This is a genomic window from Streptomyces sp. NPDC014861, assembly GCF_043081625.1.
In the GTDB taxonomy this organism is placed as follows: Bacteria; Actinomycetota; Actinomycetes; order Streptomycetales; family Streptomycetaceae; genus Streptomyces.
In genome coordinates, this window is sequence record NZ_JBIBWV010000016.1 from 108,197 (window position 1) to 126,304 (window position 18,108).

At 73.3% G+C, this 18,108-nt stretch carries 17 protein-coding genes and 1 riboswitch; of the genes, 9 read left to right on the plus strand and 8 right to left on the minus strand.

The genetic code is table 11. From position 1 onward, the window contains the following. Positions 1-3: 3 nt before the first annotated feature. From ACF1BN_RS26830 to ACF1BN_RS26840, 3 genes are all read right to left on the minus strand, one after another. The gene (locus ACF1BN_RS26830) at positions 4-918 is read right to left on the minus strand and encodes a 1-phosphofructokinase family hexose kinase (protein ID WP_392334151.1); all 915 of its coding nucleotides are present in this window, start codon (positions 916-918) and stop codon (positions 4-6) included. A gap of 109 nt (positions 919-1,027) precedes the next feature. Beyond that, complete coding sequence (gene nagA, locus ACF1BN_RS26835) at positions 1,028-2,197, minus strand: N-acetylglucosamine-6-phosphate deacetylase (RefSeq protein WP_392334152.1); 1,170 nt, start codon at positions 2,195-2,197, stop codon at positions 1,028-1,030. Then, entirely contained in the window at positions 2,197-3,147 is a 951-nt protein-coding gene (locus ACF1BN_RS26840; RefSeq protein ID WP_392334153.1) for an ROK family protein, read from the minus strand. Before ACF1BN_RS26840 ends, nagA begins: the two co-directional genes overlap by 1 nt. A gap of 230 nt (positions 3,148-3,377) precedes the next feature. Here ACF1BN_RS26840 and ACF1BN_RS26845 point away from each other — a divergent pair, with 230 nt between their 5' ends. From ACF1BN_RS26845 to otsB, 3 genes are all read left to right on the plus strand, one after another. After that, on the plus strand, positions 3,378-4,661 hold the full coding sequence (locus tag ACF1BN_RS26845; protein ID WP_392334154.1) for an extracellular solute-binding protein: 1,284 nt from the start codon (positions 3,378-3,380) through the stop codon (positions 4,659-4,661). 12 nt (positions 4,662-4,673) lie between these two features. Next, a complete protein-coding gene (locus tag ACF1BN_RS26850) occupies positions 4,674-4,958 on the plus strand; it encodes a DUF3263 domain-containing protein (protein ID WP_392334155.1) in 285 nt (94 codons plus the stop codon). 75 nt (positions 4,959-5,033) lie between these two features. Next, entirely contained in the window at positions 5,034-5,882 is an 849-nt protein-coding gene (gene otsB / locus ACF1BN_RS26855) for a trehalose-phosphatase (protein ID WP_392334156.1), read from the plus strand. A 169-nt stretch (positions 5,883-6,051) separates the two neighbouring features. On the opposite strand, the gene ACF1BN_RS26860 is transcribed toward otsB, so the two are convergent. Beyond that, positions 6,052-6,963 carry an NAD(P)-dependent oxidoreductase gene (locus tag ACF1BN_RS26860; RefSeq protein ID WP_392334157.1) on the minus strand — a complete coding sequence of 304 codons (912 nt, stop codon included), beginning with the start codon at positions 6,961-6,963 and terminating at the stop codon, positions 6,052-6,054. Between the two features lie 95 nt (positions 6,964-7,058). Between ACF1BN_RS26860 and ACF1BN_RS26865 the strand changes: the two genes are divergently transcribed. After that, positions 7,059-7,442, plus strand: coding sequence for a winged helix-turn-helix transcriptional regulator (locus ACF1BN_RS26865; RefSeq protein WP_392334158.1), 384 nt, complete (start codon positions 7,059-7,061; stop codon positions 7,440-7,442). A gap of 38 nt (positions 7,443-7,480) precedes the next feature. Here the strand turns inward: ACF1BN_RS26865 and ACF1BN_RS26870 are convergent, their stop codons facing one another. From ACF1BN_RS26870 to ACF1BN_RS26880, 3 genes are all read right to left on the minus strand, one after another. Then, positions 7,481-8,929, minus strand: coding sequence for a trehalose-6-phosphate synthase (locus ACF1BN_RS26870; RefSeq protein ID WP_392334159.1), 1,449 nt, complete (start codon positions 8,927-8,929; stop codon positions 7,481-7,483). 83 nt (positions 8,930-9,012) lie between these two features. Continuing rightward, on the minus strand, positions 9,013-11,043 hold the full coding sequence (locus tag ACF1BN_RS26875) for a hypothetical protein (protein ID WP_392334160.1): 2,031 nt from the start codon (positions 11,041-11,043) through the stop codon (positions 9,013-9,015). A gap of 38 nt (positions 11,044-11,081) precedes the next feature. Continuing rightward, complete coding sequence (locus ACF1BN_RS26880) at positions 11,082-12,023, minus strand: glucosyl-3-phosphoglycerate synthase (RefSeq protein WP_392334194.1); 942 nt, start codon at positions 12,021-12,023, stop codon at positions 11,082-11,084. A gap of 121 nt (positions 12,024-12,144) precedes the next feature. Beyond that, positions 12,145-12,287: riboswitch (SAM riboswitch) on the plus strand. On the opposite strand from ACF1BN_RS26880, the gene thrC reads away from it, so the two are divergent. The 4 genes from thrC (at position 12,272) to groL (ending at position 16,508) form a co-directional block, all read left to right on the plus strand. Continuing rightward, positions 12,272-13,591 (plus strand): threonine synthase, encoded by a 1,320-nt coding sequence (gene thrC, locus ACF1BN_RS26885; RefSeq protein WP_392334161.1) that lies wholly within the window; start codon positions 12,272-12,274, stop codon positions 13,589-13,591. Its footprint overlaps the riboswitch before it by 16 nt. Positions 13,592-13,608: 17 nt before the next feature. Beyond that, entirely contained in the window at positions 13,609-13,887 is a 279-nt protein-coding gene (locus tag ACF1BN_RS26890) for a MoaD/ThiS family protein (RefSeq protein ID WP_376603830.1), read from the plus strand. A 423-nt stretch (positions 13,888-14,310) separates the two neighbouring features. Continuing rightward, entirely contained in the window at positions 14,311-14,514 is a 204-nt protein-coding gene (locus tag ACF1BN_RS26895; RefSeq protein ID WP_030498267.1) for a cold-shock protein, read from the plus strand. Between the two features lie 371 nt (positions 14,515-14,885). Then, a complete protein-coding gene (groL, locus tag ACF1BN_RS26900; protein WP_031012284.1) occupies positions 14,886-16,508 on the plus strand; it encodes a chaperonin GroEL in 1,623 nt (540 codons plus the stop codon). An 89-nt stretch (positions 16,509-16,597) separates the two neighbouring features. On the opposite strand, the gene ACF1BN_RS26905 is transcribed toward groL, so the two are convergent. Further along, complete coding sequence (locus ACF1BN_RS26905) at positions 16,598-16,930, minus strand: deoxyxylulose-5-phosphate synthase (RefSeq protein ID WP_392334162.1); 333 nt, start codon at positions 16,928-16,930, stop codon at positions 16,598-16,600. 183 nt (positions 16,931-17,113) lie between these two features. Here ACF1BN_RS26905 and ACF1BN_RS26910 point away from each other — a divergent pair, with 183 nt between their 5' ends. Beyond that, positions 17,114-18,103: an NAD-dependent epimerase/dehydratase family protein gene (locus ACF1BN_RS26910; RefSeq protein ID WP_392334163.1), complete on the plus strand. Its 990-nt coding sequence runs from the start codon at positions 17,114-17,116 to the stop codon at positions 18,101-18,103. Positions 18,104-18,108: the final 5 nt, after the last annotated feature.

An 18,108-nucleotide genomic window follows, 5' to 3' on the forward strand; every position in this document is an offset into this window, starting at 1 on the left:
GCTCTAGGCGCTCTCCTCCGTGACGCGGACCTGCGGAAGCAGGTCCGCGCTCAGTTCCGGGTCGTACGCGCCGGGTGCCGTGGAGGCCGCCGAGAGGGCGGCCGCGTGGGACAGGCGGTCGGGCCAGGGGGTGTCGTCGACCAGGCCGGCCAGGAGGGCGGCGGCCACCGAGTCGCCGGCTCCCCTCGGTGCGCCGTGCACCGGGCCCGGGGCCACCGCGCGCCAGAGGCCGTCCGGAGTGGCGGCGAGCAGGCCGTCGGGGCCCAGGGGGGTGACGACCGCGTGGGCGCCGCGGCGGCGCGCGTCCTGGGTGGCGCGGCGCGGCTCGCGGGAGCCGGTGAGGCCGGCCAGTTCGTCGGCGTCGGGCTTCACCAGATCGGGGCGGGCGGCGATGCCGCGGCGGAGCGGTTCGCCGCCGGTGTCGAGGAGGACCGGCACGCCGGCGGACCGGGCCGTACGGACGAGGTCCGCGTACGCGCCGACGTGGACGCCCGGCGGGAGGCTGCCGCAGAGCGCGACGGCCTCGGCACCGTCGAGGAGGTCCACGTACCGCTCGCGGAAGGCGGTCCACTCGGCGGAGGTGACGGCGGCGCCGGTCTCGTCGAACAGGGTGGTGTCCCCGGCGCGGGTGGCGACGACGGCGAGCGTGCGGCGGGTGGGCGCCTCGGTGGCGACGAACGCGTCGGTGAGGCGGGGGACGGGGGCGAGCAGGGCGCGGAGCCGGTCGCCGGTCGGTCCGCCGGCGAAGCCGGTGACGACGGTCTCGTGGCCGAGCGCGGCGAGCACCCGGGCCACGTTGACGCCCCTGCCGCCGGGCCGCTCGGTGCCGTGGCCGACGCGGTGGCTGGTGTGCGGGACGAGGGCGGGGACCTCGTAGGTGAGGTCCAGCGCCGTGTTGAGGGTGACCGTGAGGATCACCTGTCCACCCCCGTACTTCCGGTAAGACCTGTGGAGACAGGCGCGATCATGCCAAAGGAACGGCGATCGGCCCAGCCCTCGGCCCGATCGCCGTCCCCTTTCGGCCTGATCAGGCGGTCTGCGGCACCCGGACGGGGACCCCCTGGGGGGCGACGATCCACTCGCCCTTGCGCATGACGCCCTTCACCTCGAAGTCGGCGTCGAGGACGACCATGTCGGCGTCCTTGCCGGGCTCCAGGGAGCCGACCCGGTCGTAGACGCCGAGGAGGCGGGCCGGGTTGGCGGAGATGGCCTGGACGACGGACTCGACGGGGAGGCCGTCGACGGTGGCGGCGCGCTTGAAGGCGCGGTCCAGGGTGAGGGTGGAGCCGGCGATGGAGCCGCCCTCGACGAGACGGGCCACGCTGTCCTTCACCTCGACCTCCAGCGGGCCGAGCATGTAGCGCCCGTCGCCGAAGCCGGCCGCGTCCATGGCGTCGGTGATGAAGGCGACGCGCTCGGGGCCGGCGTGGTGGAAGGCGAGCTCCAGGGCGGCCGGGTGGAGGTGGGTGCCGTCGTTGATGAGCTCGACCGTGATCCGCTCGTCCTCCAGGAGCGCGGCGATCGGGCCGGGCGCGCGGTGGCCGAGGGCGGGCATCGCGTTGTACAGGTGGGTGGCGACGGTGGCGCCGGCGTCGATGGCCTCGACGGTCTGCTCGTAGCTGGCGTCGGTGTGGCCGATCGCCGCGATGACGCCGTGCTCGGCGAGGAGGCGCACGGAGTCGAGGCCGCCGGGCAGCTCCGTGGCGAGGGTGACCATCTTGGCCCGGCCCCGGGCCGCGTCGATCAGCTTGAGGACCTCGGCCGGGTGCGGGGCGCGCAGCAGGGTCTCGTCGTGGGCGCCCTTGCGGCACGGGGAGATGAAGGGGCCCTCGAAGTGGAGGCCGGCGATCTCGCCCTGCTCGGCGAGCTCGGACAGCAGTCCGGCCCGGGCGGTGAGGAAGTCCATGTCGCCGGTGACGAAGGAGGCGACGACGGTGGTGGTGCCGTGCAGCCGGTGGGTGTGGACGCCCTTGAGGACGTCCTCGACGGTGCCGGAGGTGAAGGAGGCGCCGCCGCCGCCGTGGTTGTGCATGTCGACGAAGCCGGGCACGAGCCAGTGGCCGGTGAGGTCCAGGACGGGGGCGTCCTCCGGGGCGGAGCCCGCGATCCGGCCGCCGTCGACGATCACGCGTCCGTTCTCGACGATCCCGGTGGGCAGCACGACGCGTGCGCCGGCGAGAACCTTGTGATCGGACATCAGGCGGAAACCTCCGGGTCGGTGGTGCGCTGGTCGGCGAGCAGGTCCCAGGCGAGGAGGCCCGCGCCCAGGCATCCGGCGGTGTCCCCGAGGGCCGCCGGGACGATGGCGGGCAGCTTCTGGAAGGTCACTCGTGCCTCCACCGCGGCCCGAAGGGGTGTGAACAAGGTTTCCCCGGCCTCGGCCAGTCCGCCACCGATGACGAGGGTGCGCGGGTCCAGCAGGGTGAGGGCGGTGACCAGGCCGTCGGCGAGGGCGTCCACCGCGTCCTGCCAGACCCGTACGGCGACGGGGTCGCCGGACTCGACCGCCTTGGCGCAGTCGGCGGCGTCCGCCTCGGGGTCGCCGGACGCCTCGGCCCAGGCGAGGGAGACGGCGGAGGCGGAGGCGTACCGCTCCAGGCAGCCGCGCTGGCCGCAGGCGCAGTCGGTGCCGCCGGGGCGGACGACGATGTGGCCGATCTCGCCGGCGTAGCCGTGGGCGCCGGCCTCGATGCGGTCGCCGATGCCGATGGCGCCGGCGATGCCGGTGCCGAGGGGCACGAAGAGGAAGCGGTCGGCGCCGTGCCCGGCGCCGATGCGGCCCTCGGCGAGGCCGCCGGTGCGCACGTCGTGGCCGAGGGCGACGGGGACGCCGTCGAGCCGGGCGCTGAGGAGGGCGCGCAGGGGGACGTCGCGCCAGCCGAGGTTGGCGGCGTAGACGGCGATGCCGTTCTCGGCGTCGACGATGCCGGGGACGGCGACTCCGGCCGCCGCGGCGGGCTCGCCGTACCGCTCCTGGCCGAGGGCGCGGAGCTCCTCGGCGAAGCCGAGGATGGTCTCCACCACGGCGTCGGGGCCGCGGCGGCGCCCGGTGGCGCGGCGGGCCTCGTGGAGCAGGGTGCCGTCCGTCCCGACGAGGGCGGCCTTCATGCCGGTGCCGCCCACATCCAGGGCGATGACGTGTCTCACGGGGGACAGTCTCGCCCGCGACGACCCAAAAGGTCTAGTCCACTGCCGAGGATTGTTGCGCTCGGATACAAATTCGGGCCGGAGGGTGTGGGGGGTTTGTGTCGAAGGTCCCCCGGGAGTTGCGGAAGTGATACCGGACTGGTGTAGACCTCTTGTGCGGGTATCGGAGAGACTTTCGGCCCTCACCCCGATGTATTTGCAGCTCACTGCTGCTCAACGACGAGCAAAAGGTGGATGAAGCCGTGGAGCGGCGACGATTCCTTGGACTGACCGCGGCCGCCGCCGCCCTGGGCCTGACCGCCACGGTCGCCGGCTGCGGCACCCTCGGCGGTGACGGCGGCGACGTGACCCTGCGCCTGGTCGCCGCCGACTACGACCTCACCGGCGGCAACACCACCAAGAAGTACTGGGACGACCTCGTCGCCGCCTTCCAGGCGGACCACCCCGGGATCAAGGTCCAGGTCCAGATCGAGTCCTGGGACGACGTCGACCGCAAGGTCGCCGAGATGGTGAAGGCCGGCCAGGCCCCCGACGTCGCCCAGATCGGCGCCTACGCCGACTACGCCGCCGCGGGGCAGCTCTACTCCGCCGACGACCTCCTCACCATCCCGGTGCAGGCCAACTTCGTGCCGGCGCTCGCCGAGGCCGGCGAGAACGGCCGCACCCAGTACGGGCTGCCGTTCGTCGCCTCCACCCGCCCCCTCTTCTACAACGCCGGCCTGTTCGAGAAGGCCGGCATCAAGCCGCCCACCACCTGGGACGAGCTCGCCGAGGCAGCGAAGACGCTCAAGGACGAAGGCGTCCGCACCCCCTTCGCGCTCCCCCTCGGCCCCGAGGAGGCCCAGGCCGAGTCCCTGATGTGGCTGCTGGCCGGCGAGGGCGGCTGGACCGACGAGTCCGACCGGTACGCCATCGACTCCGAGGCCAACACCAAGACCTTCACCTGGCTGAAGGACAAGCTCGTGGCCCCGGGCCTGACCGGGCCCATCGCCCCCGGCAAGCTCAACCGCAAGGCCGCCTTCGCCGCCTTCGCGCGCGGCGAGGTCGGCATGCTCAACGGCCACCCGTCGCTCGTCCAGGAAGCCGCCAAGCAGGGCGTCAAGGTCGGGCAGGCCCCGCTGCCCGGCGTCGACGGCCCGGCGAAGGCGAGCATGGGCGTCGCCGACTGGATCATGGGCTTCAAGCAGAACGGCCACCGCAAGGAGATCGGCACCTTCCTCGACTTCGTCTTCAGCGACGAGAACGTGCTGAAGTTCGCCGGGGACAACGACCTGCTGCCCGTCACCGTCAGCGCCTCCGCCCGCATGGAGACCGCGAGCGAGCACGCGGGCCTGCGCGAGTTCCTGAAGGCGCTGCCCACCGCCCAGCTCCCGCCCGTCGGCAAGACCTCCTGGGCCAAGGTCAGCGAGACCATCAAGCAGGAGATCGGCAAGGCCGTCACGCCCGCCGGCCGCCCCGACGACGTCCTCACCGCCATCGCCCGCACCGCGACGACGGCGGAGGCGGCCGAGTAATAGGTTGACCGTATGAGCGAGGAGACGGCGAACGGCGAGGGCGGTGGCGGCGAGGGCGGCGCCGCCGACGGCGGCGGTCTCGGTGAGCGGGAGCGGGCCGTGCTCGCCGTCGAGCGCCGCTCCTGGCCCGGCCCCGGCGCCAAGGAGCGGGCCGTCCGCGAAGGCCTCGGCCTCTCGCCGACCCGCTACTACCAGCTCCTCAACGCCCTCCTCGACGACCCGCGCGCCCTCGCCCACGACCCCGTCACGGTCAACCGGCTGCGCCGGGTCCGGGAGGAGAAGCGGCGACGGCGGTGAACCCGGTGGAGCCCGGTTCCACGGGTGAGTACGGCCACGCTGACGGGCGCCGCCCGCGTCGGTAGGGTCGACCGTATGGTCAGCAGCCTTCCGCACCCGGCCACATCCACCGGCCGCGACGGCCTGGACGCGCTCCTCGCGCGCCCCTCCGAGGCCGTCGTCGCCCTCGACTTCGACGGGACGCTCGCCGAGATCGTCCCCGACCCCGAGCGGGCCCGCGCCCACCCGGGCGCCGTCCCCGCGCTCGCCGCGCTCGCCCCGCACGTCGCCGCCGTCGTCATCGTGACCGGCCGCCCCGCCGGGGTCGCCGTCCGCCACGGCGGCCTCGCCGGCGTGCCCGGCCTCGGTCACCTCACCGTCCTCGGCCACTACGGCGCCGAGCGCTGGGACGCCGCCACCGGCACCGTCACCGCCGCCGCCCCGCACCCCGGGGTCGCCTCGGTCCGCGCCGAGCTCCCCGGCTTCCTCGACCGGCACGGCGCCTGGTCCGGCGTCTGGATCGAGGAGAAGGGGCGCGCGGTCGCCGTCCACACCCGCAGGGCCCGCGACCCGCAGGGCGCCTTCGAGGCCCTGAAGGGCCCGCTGGGCGACCTGGCCGCCGCGCACGGCCTGGTCCTGGAGCCCGGCAGGCTGGTCCTGGAACTGCGTCCCCCCGGCATGGACAAGGGGGTCGCGCTGGCGGAGTTCGTACGGGAGAAGGGCGCCGGGTCCGTGCTGTACGCGGGCGACGACCTGGGCGACCTGCCGGCCTTCGCCGCCGTGGAGAAGCTGCGCGGCGAAGGACTGCCGGGCCTGCTGGTCTGCTCCGGCTCCTCCGAGGTCCCGGAACTCGCCGAGCGCGCCGACCTCGCGGTGGACGGCCCGGCGGGCGTGGTCGCCCTTCTCGCGGGGCTGGCCGAGGCGATCGCGGTACGCGAGGGCTGAGCGCCCGCCGCACGGCCGCCTCGTGCGCGCGAACTCGGGCCTTCCTGCCCGGCGCGGCCCTGACGGCGTCGCCCGCGACCGCTCGGAGGCCCCGGGCGGCCCCGGTGGTGACCGCTCGGAGGCCCCGGGCGGGCCCGGTGGTGACCGCTCGGGTCAGGCGACGTCCGGATCACTTGAGGAGCAGGTCCACCGTGCCCGTCAGGTCCTCCTCGCCGGTGCTCGCGGCGAGGAGGCGGCGCATCAGGTCGAGCTGGGGCCGGATCAGCTCCGCGCTGACGCCCTGCTCCTCTGCGGTGGTCAGCAGGGTCTTCGTGCCGGCCACCTGCATCGCCAGGTTGGAGTCCACGTCGGAGGCGAGGTCGCCGCTCGCCAGCAGGCGGGCCGTCCGGCCGACCGACGGGTCGACCATCGCCTTGATCCAGTCGCCGAGCAGCGGGGCGAACGCGACCGGGTCGATGTCCTCCCGCCGGATCAGGGCGAAGGCGTGCGTGGCCCCGGCGAACATGCCGTACATGGCGCTGAGCAGGGCCACGTCGTGCAGGGCCGCGAAGCCCGCGTCCTCGCCGACGTAGGTGGTGCCCACGGGTACCGCGAGGGTCGCCCGGTGGAGGTCGAACAGCTCCCGTGAGCCGCTGTAGAAGACGTAGCCGCCGGCCTCCGGGATCCCGACCATCGGCGGGACGGCCATGATGCCGCCGTCCAGGTAGCGCGCGCCGCGCTCCCCGGCCCACGCGGCGCGGGCCCGGGCCTCGGCGGGGGTCGTGGTGGTCAGGTTGACCAGGTCCTTGCCGGTCAGGTCGACGCCGTCCAGCGTGGTCCCCACCGAGGCGTCGTCGAGGAGGCACACGACGACGAGGGTGCTCGCCGCCACCGCCTCGGCCGCGCCGTCCGCGACCTTCGCGCCCTCGGGGGCCAGCGCCTCCGCGCGGCCCGGGGTGCGGTTCCAGACGGTGAGCGGGTGCCCGGCGGCGAGCCAGGTGCGGGCGAGGGCGGTGCCCATCGCGCCGAGGCCGAGGAGGGAGACGGGGGTCTGTCGCGAGGTCGTCGAGGTCGTCGAGGTCGTCGAGGTCGTCGTGTTCATGGGGCCAGCCTGCGAGCGGGCCGTGGAGCGCTCAAGTACCCACTTCGGAGTGGGTGGTTACCCTGAGGTGAGCGAGCAGGTCAGGAGGGGTGGGGATGGCGACGCCGAACCGGCCGGAGGCCGACGGGGAACACGTCTGCGGCATCGACACCGCGATGGCGGTGATCGGCGGCAAGTGGAAGGTGCTCATCCTGTGGGCCCTCCACGAGGGCACGGAGCGGCGCTTCGGCGAACTGCGCCGGAAGGTGCCGGGCATCACCGAGAAGGTCCTCGCCTCGCACCTGAGGGAGATGGAGGCGGACGGGATCGTCCGCCGCGTCTCCTACGAGGAGGTCCCGCCGCGCGTCGAGTACGCCCTCACCGAGGACGGGCTGAGGCTCAACGACGCCCTCGACCCGCTCGCGGTCTGGGGCCGGGAGCGGGTCGGACGCGGCGCCCGGGGACTGCCCGCCGGCCCTGCCGGACCGACGGGCCCCTAGCCTGCCGGCCCTGCCGGCCCTGCCGGACCGACGGGCCCCTAGTCCGCCGGCTCCCGCAGGGCCGCGAGCTGGTCGAGGAACCAGCGCTGCGGGGGGAGGGCGGTGGCGGCGGCGGCCAGGCGCTTGGTGCGCTCGGCCCGCTCGTCCGCCGGCATGGACAGGGCCGTGTGAAGTGCCTCGGCGGTCGCCGAGACGTCGAAGGGGTCGACGGTGAGGGCGTCCTGCCCCAGCTCCCGGTGGGCGCCGGCGCCGGTCGACAGGACCAGCGCGCAGCCCGCGTCGGAGACCACGGGTATCTCCTTCGCCACCAGGTTCATGCCGTCCCTGACCGGGTTCACCAGGGCCACGTCCGCGAGGCGGTAGGCGGCGAGGGAGCGGGTGAAGTCGTCCTCGACGGAGACCAGCACCGGCTGCCAGTCCGGCGTGCCGAACTCCTCGTTGATCTCCTCGGCCAGCGCCTGGACGGAGGCCGTGTACGCCCGGTACGTCTCCAGGTCCTGCCGGGAGGGGTAGGCGGAGGCCAGGTGGACGACCTTGTCGCGCCACTCGGGGTGGGTGACGAGGAGCTCCCGGTAGGCCAGCAGGCCGCGCAGGATGTTCTTGGACAGCTCGGTGCGGTCGACGCGGACGATCGTCCTCCGGCCGCCGACCTCCTCGCGGAGCCGGGCCAGCCGGTCGTCCACCTGGGGGCGGTGGGCGAGCGCCCGCAGGTCGTCGGCGTCGACGCCGAGCGCGTACACCTGGACCCGGGTGCGGCCCCTGCCGACGCCGTGGCGGCGCCACTCCACCCCGCGCCAGGGGTCGCCGCTCGGCCAGACGCCCTGGGCGGTCCCCGTGGAGTCGTCCCGCTGGGAGCAGCAGCCGATGAAGGAGGAGGCCCATGCCCAGGTGTGGAAACCGAGCTCGTCCGCGCCGAGCATGCCCCAGAGCAGCTCCTCGACGACGTCGTCCGGCACCATCCGCAGGTACTCCGGCGACACCCACGGCGTGTGCGTGAAGTGGCTGATCCGCAGGTCGGGGCGGAGCTCGCGGAGCATGCCGGGCACCAGCGCCAGGTGGTAGTCCTGCACCAGGACCGCCGCGCCCTCGGAGGCCTCGGCCGCCAGGGCCTCGGCGAAGGCGCGGTTGTAGCCGCGGTAGGCCTCCCAGCGGCGCCGGAAGGCGGCGTCGAAGACGGGCTCGCGGGGGATGTCGTACAGGTGGTGGTGGAGGAACCACAGCACCGAGTTGGCGATGCCGTTGTACGCGTCGGCGTACACCTCGGGGTCGATGTCCAGCATCCGCACCCCGGGCTCGGCGACCCCGCGCCGGACGGCCTCGCGGTCGCCGTCGCCGAGCGCCGCGCAGACCCAGAGGCTGTCCTGGGAGTCCACGGCGCTGAGGCCGGAGACGAGGCCGCCGCCGCCCCTGCGGGAGGAGAGCGCGCCGTCGTCACCGAGCGTGTACGAGACGGGCCCTCGGTTGGATGCCACCAGTACCGAAACCATGTGGCGAACCTAGCCCGTCACGTAAACGCTCAAACGTACGTATACGGTCGGCGGTCGGCCGGACACGCAGGGCGGCCCGCACCCTAGTCGATCCGCCGGCCGCGCATCGCCGCCTTCGCGACCAGGCCCGTCGCCGCGAGGACCACCGCGAGCGCCCCGAGCAGCCACAGCCGTTCGCCGTCGCCGCCGGTCTCGGCCATCGAGCCGCCGCCCCCGCCGCCGGTTCCGCCGGCGCTCCAGCCGGCCCCGTCGCCGCTGCCGCCGTGACCCGGGCCGGGGGCCGGGGCCGGGGCTGCGCCGGTGGTGGCCACGGAGCGTGAGGGGGACGGGTCGGCGGGCTCCGTGGCGGGTCGCTCCGAGGGGACCGGGGCGGTCGGGTCCGGAGCCCCCGACGGGGTCGTGGCGGAGGAGGCCGGGGCCGGGTCCGCCGGAGGAGCCGGCGTGGACGGGGACGGGGCGGACCGGGGCGGGGCGGACGCGGGCCGGGCGGACCCCGTCAGGGTCGAGGGTGGGGTCGGGGTGGACCCGCTCGGGGTCGCGGCGGATCCGGTCGGGGTCGGGGTGGATCCGGTCGGGGTCGGGGTCGGGGTCCGGACCACCGCGGTCGCCGCGCACGCCGGATCCCCGCTGCCCTTGTCGCAGTGGGAGCGCGGCGAGCCCACCTCGACCACGCCGCGGAGTCTCCCGTCGCCGGTGACCGGGTCCTCGACCCTCACCGAGTACGTCAGGGTCGCCGTCCCCCCGGCCGGGAGGTCACCGGTCCAGCCGATCCGCGACCTCCCGTCCCGGACCTCGCCGAGGTCCGCCTTCGCGTCGCCCGCGCGGGAGGCGTCGTCGAGGACGCCGGTCAGGTCGTCGGTGAAGGAGGCGCCCGGCCGGTCGAGCCCGCTGACGTTCTTCGCGGTGATCGTGTACGTGAGGGTGCCGCCCGGCCTCACCGTGCGCGGCTCCACCGTCCTGGTGACCTCCAGGTCGGGCACCGGCACCGAGAAGGCGAGGCCGGCGGGCACGTAGGTGTCGCCGCTGGTGGAGAAGGCCGGCTCCGCCGAGGTCGCGCCCACCGGGACGGCGCCCTCCGGGAGGTCGAACCGTTTCGCGTCGACGGAGAGGTTGGCGGCGAGGTCCGGGGAGAGCGCGCCGTCGCCCCGGCCGACGAAGAAGTCGTCGGGGTCGCCCGTACGGGCCTCGGTGATGCTCCTCCCGTTCACCAGGAACCTGTCGCCGGGCGTGTTCCGGTCGCCCCCGTACGCCGTCACGCCCACCCGCACCCTGCCCGGGGAGCGGTGGAAGCCGTCCACCGTGACCGTCGTCGCCGGGGAGCCCGCGCGCTGGAGCACGTGCCCGCCGTGGACGTGGACGCTGCGCCGCTCCGGCGCCCGGGCAGGGTCGGGGCCGGGGAAGCGGTGGACGACGGTCAGGGACCAGCCGGCGGCGCAGCCCTTGCCGGCGGCCGCCCACACCCCGTCCACGCCGATCTCCACCGGCGCGCCCGTCCCCGAGACGCCCGCGAAGGCGGCGGTCACGTCGGACTCGCCGGTGTAGTAGTGCGGTCCGCCCGCATCGGGCGGGTCCACGACCATGCTGTCGATCGCGACCGGCACGGCCGCCCTCGCGCCGACCGTGAGCCGAGGGGTCGTCGTCGCCGGGTCCCCGGGGGAGGGGTCCACCTCGGCGCCGGACGGGTCGCAGTGCTTCGACGGCGCTCCGCCCGGGCTCCGGTGGGTGCCGTCGTTGCCGCCCCAGTAGAGCCGGGCGTAGGCCACGTCCGCGCCCTCGGGGATCCGGACCCGGGCGGTGCTGGAGCCGTACGCGTCGCCGCGGCCGTCGGTGTCGGACCGGCGCGTGACGAAGGCGCCGGTGTCGCCGGAGCCCTCGCCCTGCGTGGCGGCGGCGCAGCGGGCGGCCGGGTCGGCGGGGGTCTCCGGGCAGACCACGACGGTGTTGCCGATCGTGGTGAAGTCCCCGTACAGGGACTCCTGGTACCGCTGTCCGAAGGGTTCGACGACGTCCGCGGCGGCCGGTCCGGCCGCCGCCGTCGCGAGCGGGCCCGCGGCGAGCAGGCCCGCCGCGAGCACCCGGGTCACGCGGGAGGGGTGAGATCGTACGAATCGCATAAAAGGGCAATGTATGCAAAACATACGATTCAGGGCTGTTACGCCACGCGGCGGTGCGCGTACTCCGCGATCTCGGTCATCGGCGGACGCTCCTCCGTGTCCACCGCGTACGTCCGCGGCTCGAAGCCCGACGCGCCCCGCTCGAACTGGGTCAGCCGGGGGCGGACGAGCTGGCCCCGGGAGAGCCGCAGCTGCGCCGTCCGGTAGATCGCCGCCGCCATCCGGCCCAGCGCCTGCCCGTCCTGGTGCCGGTGCTTGCGCACCCCCACGTCCACCTGCGCCAGCGCGTCCAGGCCCACCGTGTGCAGCGCGTCCACCAGGAGCCCCAGCTCCACTCCGTAACCGACCGGGAAGGGCAGCCGTTCGAGCAGCGAGCGCCGCGCCGCGTACTCCCCGCCCAGCGGCTGGACGACGCCGGCCAGGCGCGGCCAGTGCAGATTGAGCAGCGGGCGTGCCACCAGCTCCGTCACCCGACCGCCCTGACCAGGCGTGTCTCCGAACGGGCGGTCGTACATCGCCTTGACGAAGTGCACCTCCGGGTCGGTGAGCAGCGGGCCCACGATGCCGGTGACGAAGTCCGCCGAGAAGTCCCTCAGATCCGCGTCGACGAAGCACACCACGTCCCCGCTGGTCACCATGAGTGACCGCCACAGGACCTCGCCCTTGCCCGGGACCGCCGGGATCCGGGGGAGTATGTCGTCCCGCGCGACCACCCGGGCGCCGGCCGCCGCCGCGACCGCCGCGGTGCGGTCCGTCGAGCCCGAGTCGATCACCACCAGCTCGTCCACCAGCGGCACGGCGTCGGTCATCAGCTCGCGCCGGATCACGCTGACGATGTCCCCGACGGTCGCCTCCTCGTTCAGCGCGGGCAGCACCACGCTGACCGTCGTCCCCCGCTTGGCGGCGAGCACCCGCTCCAGCGGCCGGTCGGACACGGACCAGGACCGCCGGGTCAGCCAGCGCTCCACTTCTTCCAGCAACGTGATCTCCATCTCGCGGATCGGACGACCGTCTCCACCTTCGAAGCCTTCGGTTACAGTCTTGAACAACGCGGACGCCCGATGCATGTCGGGGTGCCACCCGCGTCTCACAATCGAATACCGCTCATCCAGAGGGGCAGAGGGATACGGCCCGTTGAAGCCCCGGCAACCCTCCAGTCGGTTTGTCTTGCGCCAGCGAGGCCCCCGGCTAGGGAAGGTGCCAAATCCGTCTCGTGGCGAAATGCGCCATGAGGAAGATGAGGAGAAAGGGCCTCCCCTCCATGTCTGTACAGACTGCCGCTCCCGCCACCACCGTCGACCTCGGTCCCGCGTCCGGGCTTTCCTGCCGGGAGTGCGGAGAGGTCTTCGCCCTCGGCCCGATCTTCGCCTGTGAGCTCTGTTTCGGCCCTCTCGAAGTGGCCTACGACCTCCCGGCCGCCGACCCCGAGGAGCTGCGCAAGCGGATCGAGGCCGGCCCCGCGAACATCTGGCGGTACGCGCCCCTGCTGCCCGTCCCCGCCGACGTCGCCGAGAAGCCGAACCTGAACCCCGGCTGGACCCCGCTGATCAAGGCCGACAACCTCGCCCGCGAGCTCGGCGTCGCCCCCGGCAAGCTCTTCGTCAAGGACGACTCCGGCAACCCGACCCACTCCTTCAAGGACCGGGTCGTCGCCCAGGCCATCGAGGCCGCCCGCGCCTTCGGCTTCACCACCCTCTCCTGCTCCTCCACCGGCAACCTGGCCGGCGCCGTCGGCGCCGCCGCCGCCCGCGCCGGCTTCCGCTCCTGCGTCTTCATCCCGCACGACCTGGAGCAGGGCAAGGTCGTCATGGCCGGGGTCTACGGCGGTGACCTCGTCGCCATCGAGGGCAACTACGACGACGTCAACCGCTTCTGCTCGGAGCTCATCGGCGACCCGCTCGGCGAGGGCTGGGGCTTCGTCAACGTCAACCTGCGCCCGTACTACGGCGAGGGCTCCAAGACGCTCGCGTACGAGATCTGCGAGCAGCTCGGCTGGGTCATCCCGGACCAGCTCGTCATCCCGATCGCCTCCGGCTCCCAGCTCACCAAGATCGACAAGGGGCTCCAGGAGCTCATCAAGCTGGGCCTGGTCGAGGACAAGCCGTACAAGATCTTCGGCGCCCAGGCCGAGGGCTGCTCGCCGGTCTCCGCCGCCTTCAAGGCCGGGCACGACGTGGTCCGCCCGCAGAAGCCGAACACCATCGCCAAGTCCCTGGCGATCGGCAACCCGGCCGACGGCCCCTACGTCCTCGACATCGCCCGCCGCACCGGCGGCGCCGTGGAGGACGTGAACGACGAGCAGGTCGTGGACGCGATCAAGCTGCTCGCCCGGACCGAGGGCGTCTTCGCGGAGACCGCGGGCGGCGTGACCGTCGGTGTGACGCGCAAGCTGGTCGAGAACGGCGTCATCGACCCGAACCTCACCACCGTCGTCCTCAACACCGGCGACGGCCTCAAGACCCTGGACGCCGTGGCCGACAGCTCTCAGGCGACCGCCACCATCCGCCCGAGCCTGGACGCGTTCCGCGACGCGGGCCTGGCCCACTGAAAGGTCCTGAAGACACCATGGCCGTGAACGTCCGCATCCCCACCATCCTCCGCACCTACACCGGCGGGCAGTCCGAGGTCGCCGCCGAGGGCGCGACCCTCGCCGAGGTCATCGCCGACCTGGAGAAGAACCACACCGGCATCGCCGCCCGCGTCCTGGACGACCAGGGCAAGCTGCGCCGCTTCGTGAACGTCTACGTGAACGACGACGACGTCCGCTTCGAGCAGGGCCTGGAGACCGCCACCCCGGACGGCGCGGGCGTCTCGATCATCCCCGCGGTCGCCGGCGGCTGCTGATCGCCCCGGGCCCGCCCGGGCCCTACCTGTCGGTACTGAATTGCCCCCTCCGCGAGAGAAAGCGGAGGGGGCAATTCTGCATGGTTGAGCGCGGTAGAGTTGGGGAAGTCCCCCGCGCCGCTCATGCCATACGCATATGAGCCCGGCCCGGGACCTGACAAGAATGCGACAACCGGCGGCCGGAATGCGCGCACAGTCTGCCCCTTATGCGCCTTTCGCCCGGCCCGACTTGCCCCGCAATTCAAGTATTTCTTCCGGATTCCCCTTTCCGCTCCGCCGAGATTTCCCGGTGGATTGCCCTGTTGCAGAGGGCAGTTGGACAGATACATTCAGCGGCGGTCGACGCGTTCCGGCGCAGGTTCTGACCCGGGTTCGTGAAGTGCGGATCCGCTCAAGGGCCAGTACGTAATAGGGGAGTTAGGCATGGCTCAGGGCACCGTCAAGTGGTTCAACGCGGAGAAGGGCTACGGCTTCATCGCGGTCGACGGTGGTGCGGATGTTTTCGTCCACTACAGCGCCATCCAGATGGATGGGTACCGCAGCCTCGAAGAGGGCCAGCGAGTCGAGTTCGAGATCTCGCAGGGTCAGAAGGGTCCGCAGGCGGACATGGTCAAGGTGACCGCCTGAGGCGCGGCGCGATCGGCCACCGACGTCTCGTCGTCGAGGGGCCCGCATCCCCCAGGGGGTGCGGGCCCCTCACGCGTTCCCGGAGGGTCCGGATCCGTCGCCCGATCCACTGCCCGATCCGGTGCCCGACTCGTCGCCCGATCCACTGCCTGATCCAGTGCCCGATCCACGAGAGTCGCTTGCACTCGCATGGGTCGAGTGCTAATCATTGGCGTTAGCACTCGGAAGGTGAGAGTGCTACGAGGACCGGGCATGACGAGGCCGCCGGCCGGGTGGGGCAAGGAACCACGCGGAGCGCGGAGGCCGTCCGTCGCGGGCGTCGGCGCGGTCCTGGAGCGTTATCCACCCCATGTCCGGGAGGACCACTTCACATGGCCAAGATCATCGCGTTCGACGAGGAGGCCCGGCGCGGTCTCGAGCGCGGCATGAACCAGCTCGCTGACGCCGTCAAGGTCACCCTCGGCCCCAAGGGTCGCAACGTCGTCCTCGAGAAGAAGTGGGGCGCCCCCACGATCACCAACGATGGTGTCTCCATCGCCAAGGAGATCGAGCTCGAGGACCCGTACGAGAAGATCGGCGCCGAGCTGGTCAAGGAAGTCGCCAAGAAGACGGACGACGTCGCCGGCGACGGTACGACCACCGCCACCGTCCTCGCCCAGGCGCTCGTCCGCGAGGGCCTCCGCAACGTCGCCGCCGGTGCCAACCCGATGGCCCTCAAGCGCGGCATCGAGAAGGCCGTCGAGGCCGTCTCCGGCGCCCTGCTCGACCAGGCGAAGGAGGTCGAGACGAAGGAGCAGATCGCCTCCACCGCCTCCATCTCCGCCGCCGACACCCAGATCGGCGAGCTCATCGCCGAGGCCATGGACAAGGTCGGCAAGGAAGGCGTCATCACCGTCGAGGAGTCGCAGACCTTCGGTCTGGAGCTCGAGCTCACCGAGGGCATGCGCTTCGACAAGGGCTACATCTCGGCGTACTTCGCGACCGACATGGAGCGCATGGAGGCCGCGCTCGAGGACCCGTACATCCTCATCGTCAACTCCAAGATCTCCTCCGTGAAGGACCTCCTCCCGCTCCTGGAGAAGGTCATGCAGTCGGGCAAGCCGCTGCTGATCATCGCCGAGGACGTCGAGGGCGAGGCCCTGTCGACCCTGGTCGTCAACAAGATCCGCGGCACCTTCCGCTCCGTCGCGGTCAAGGCCCCGGGCTTCGGCGACCGCCGCAAGGCCATGCTCCAGGACATCGCCATCCTCACCGGCGGCACGGTCATCTCCGAGGAGGTCGGCCTCAAGCTGGAGTCGGCCGGTCTCGACCTGCTGGGCCGCGCCCGCAAGGTCGTCATCACCAAGGACGAGACGACCATCGTCGACGGTGCCGGTGACAGCGAGCAGGTCGCGGGCCGCGTGAACCAGATCCGCGCCGAGATCGAGAACAGCGACTCCGACTACGACCGCGAGAAGCTCCAGGAGCGCCTCGCGAAGCTCGCCGGCGGCGTGGCGGTCATCAAGGCCGGTGCCGCGACCGAGGTCGAGCTCAAGGAGCGCAAGCACCGCATCGAGGACGCCGTGCGCAACGCCAAGGCGGCCGTCGAGGAGGGCATCGTCGCCGGTGGCGGCGTGGCCCTGCTCCAGGCCTCCAGCGTCTTCGAGAAGCTGGAGCTGGACGGCGACGAGGCCACCGGTGCCGCGATCGTCAAGCTCGCCCTGGAGGCCCCGATCAAGCAGATCGCGGTCAACGCCGGCCTCGAGGGCGGCGTCGTGGTCGAGAAGGTCCGCAACCTCACCCCGGGTCACGGCCTCAACGCCGCGACCGGCGAGTACGTCGACCTGGTCGCCGAGGGCATCATCGACCCGGCCAAGGTGACGCGCTCCGCGCTGCAGAACGCCGCGTCGATCGCCGCGCTCTTCCTCACCACCGAGGCCGTCATCGCCGACAAGCCGGAGAAGGCCGCCGCGCCGGCCGGCGGCGGCATGCCGGGCGGTGACATGGACTTCTGATCCTGACGGATCGGCAGTTCCTCGCTGAACGCGAACCGAGGGCGGCACTCCCCGAGCAGGGGGGTGCCGCCCTCGGCGCGTTCCCGGACTCACACCACGGGCCGTACGAGCACCTCGGCGAGCGGCTCCCCCGTCCGGCGCGCGTACGCCACCCGCGCCTTCACCTCGGCGAGCGTCCGGGGCCGGTAGCCGGGTCCGCACCCCTGGCAGCAGCTGACGTGGAACCGCACCCCCGCGTGCAGCAGCACCGACAGCACCCGCCACCCCTCGGCGTCGTTCCGCCGCGGCGGCTGGAACGCCGACCCGACGCCGACCATCCCCTCCCCGCACCGCGGACACCTCCGCTCGGCCCCGTGCTCCCGCCCCTGCTTGTACGAGGCCCGGCACGGCAGGCAGACGTACGAGGTCCTGTGGATGCCCATGGGGGCAGGGTAGGGGCCGGCCACCGGACCACGCCCGCGATTTCGGCGCCGGCACCGGACCGCCCCCCTCCGCTTCCCGTCGTGATGCGGCCGGTGACAGGCCCCGTTCGCCGTCGGCGCATTCCGTGCGCCGACGGCGAACCGCGTTCTCGGGGGCGTCGGTTCGGTGGTCGACTGGGGCGCATGGACATTCTTGTGCTCGGTGGTACGGCGTGGGTGGGGCGAGAGGTGGCGCGGCGGGCGCTGGCGCGGGGGCACGCGGTGACGTGTCTGGCGCGGGGCGAGAGCGGGGAGGTGGCGGAGGGGGCCGAGCTGGTCGTCGCGGACCGGCGGGAGGCGGGGGCGTACGACGCGCTGGCCGAGCGGGACTGGGACGCCGTGGTCGAGGTGTCGTGGCAGCCGGGGTTCGTCCGGGGTGCGCTGGACGCGCTCGCGGGGCGGGCCCGGCACTGGACGTACGTGTCGTCGGGGAACGTGTACGCCTCGCAGGCGGAGATCGGCGCGGACGAGTCCGCCGCGCTGATGGCGCCGACCGCGCTCGACGAGGTCGGGCGGGAGCTGTACGGCGAGGCGAAGGCGGCCTGCGAGCTGGCGTCGGCCGCCGCGCTCGGGGAGCGGCTGCTGGTCGCGCGGGCCGGGCTCATCGGCGGGCCCGGTGACACCAGCGGTCGCACCGGCTACTGGGCGGCGCGGGCCGCGCGGGAGCCGGGGGCGCCGATGCTGGTGCCGGACGAGCCGGAGCTGCCGACGCGGGTCATCGACGTGCGCGACCTGGTCGACTGGATCCTCGACTCCGCGGAGAAGGGCGTGGGCGGCGCGTACGACACGGTCGGGCCGCACATGTCGCTCGGGGAGTGGATCGCGCTCTCGCGGGAGCTCGCCGGGCACACGGGGCCCGTGGTGCCCGCCGGGTCGGCGTGGCTGCTGGAGCAGGGCGTCACGGAGTTCATGGGGCCCGAGTCGCTGCCGCTGTGGATCGTGGCCGAGGACTGGGGCGGCTTCCAGGCGCGGTCGGGCGCCGCTGCCGCCGCCGCGGGGCTGCGCCAGCGCCCCCGGGCCGAGGTGATCGCCGACACGCTGGCCTGGGAGCGGGAGCAGGGCCTCGACCGGGAGCGCCGGGCCGGTCTGAGCCCGGCGCGCGAGGCCGAACTGCTGGCCCTGCTGGGGGAGTAGCGCTC

Excerpts from the sequence above, each read along its gene's own strand:
- nagA (WP_392334152.1), bottom strand. The coding sequence starts at position 2,197 with ATGTCCGATCACAAGGTTCTCGCCGGCGCACGCGTCGTGCTGCCCACC.
- ACF1BN_RS26850 (WP_392334155.1), top strand. The coding sequence starts at position 4,674 with ATGAGCGAGGAGACGGCGAACGGCGAGGGCGGTGGCGGCGAGGGCGGC.
- otsB (WP_392334156.1), top strand. The coding sequence starts at position 5,034 with ATGGTCAGCAGCCTTCCGCACCCGGCCACATCCACCGGCCGCGACGGC.
- ACF1BN_RS26860 (WP_392334157.1), bottom strand. The coding sequence starts at position 6,963 with ATGAACACGACGACCTCGACGACCTCGACGACCTCGACGACCTCGCGA.
- ACF1BN_RS26865 (WP_392334158.1), top strand. The coding sequence starts at position 7,059 with ATGGCGACGCCGAACCGGCCGGAGGCCGACGGGGAACACGTCTGCGGC.
- ACF1BN_RS26870 (WP_392334159.1), bottom strand. The coding sequence starts at position 8,929 with ATGGTTTCGGTACTGGTGGCATCCAACCGAGGGCCCGTCTCGTACACG.
- ACF1BN_RS26875 (WP_392334160.1), bottom strand. The coding sequence starts at position 11,043 with ATGCGATTCGTACGATCTCACCCCTCCCGCGTGACCCGGGTGCTCGCG.
- thrC (WP_392334161.1), top strand. The coding sequence starts at position 12,272 with ATGAGGAAGATGAGGAGAAAGGGCCTCCCCTCCATGTCTGTACAGACT.
- ACF1BN_RS26890 (WP_376603830.1), top strand. The coding sequence starts at position 13,609 with ATGGCCGTGAACGTCCGCATCCCCACCATCCTCCGCACCTACACCGGC.
- ACF1BN_RS26895 (WP_030498267.1), top strand. The coding sequence starts at position 14,311 with ATGGCTCAGGGCACCGTCAAGTGGTTCAACGCGGAGAAGGGCTACGGC.
- groL (WP_031012284.1), top strand. The coding sequence starts at position 14,886 with ATGGCCAAGATCATCGCGTTCGACGAGGAGGCCCGGCGCGGTCTCGAG.
- ACF1BN_RS26905 (WP_392334162.1), bottom strand. The coding sequence starts at position 16,930 with ATGGGCATCCACAGGACCTCGTACGTCTGCCTGCCGTGCCGGGCCTCG.
- ACF1BN_RS26910 (WP_392334163.1), top strand. The coding sequence starts at position 17,114 with ATGGACATTCTTGTGCTCGGTGGTACGGCGTGGGTGGGGCGAGAGGTG.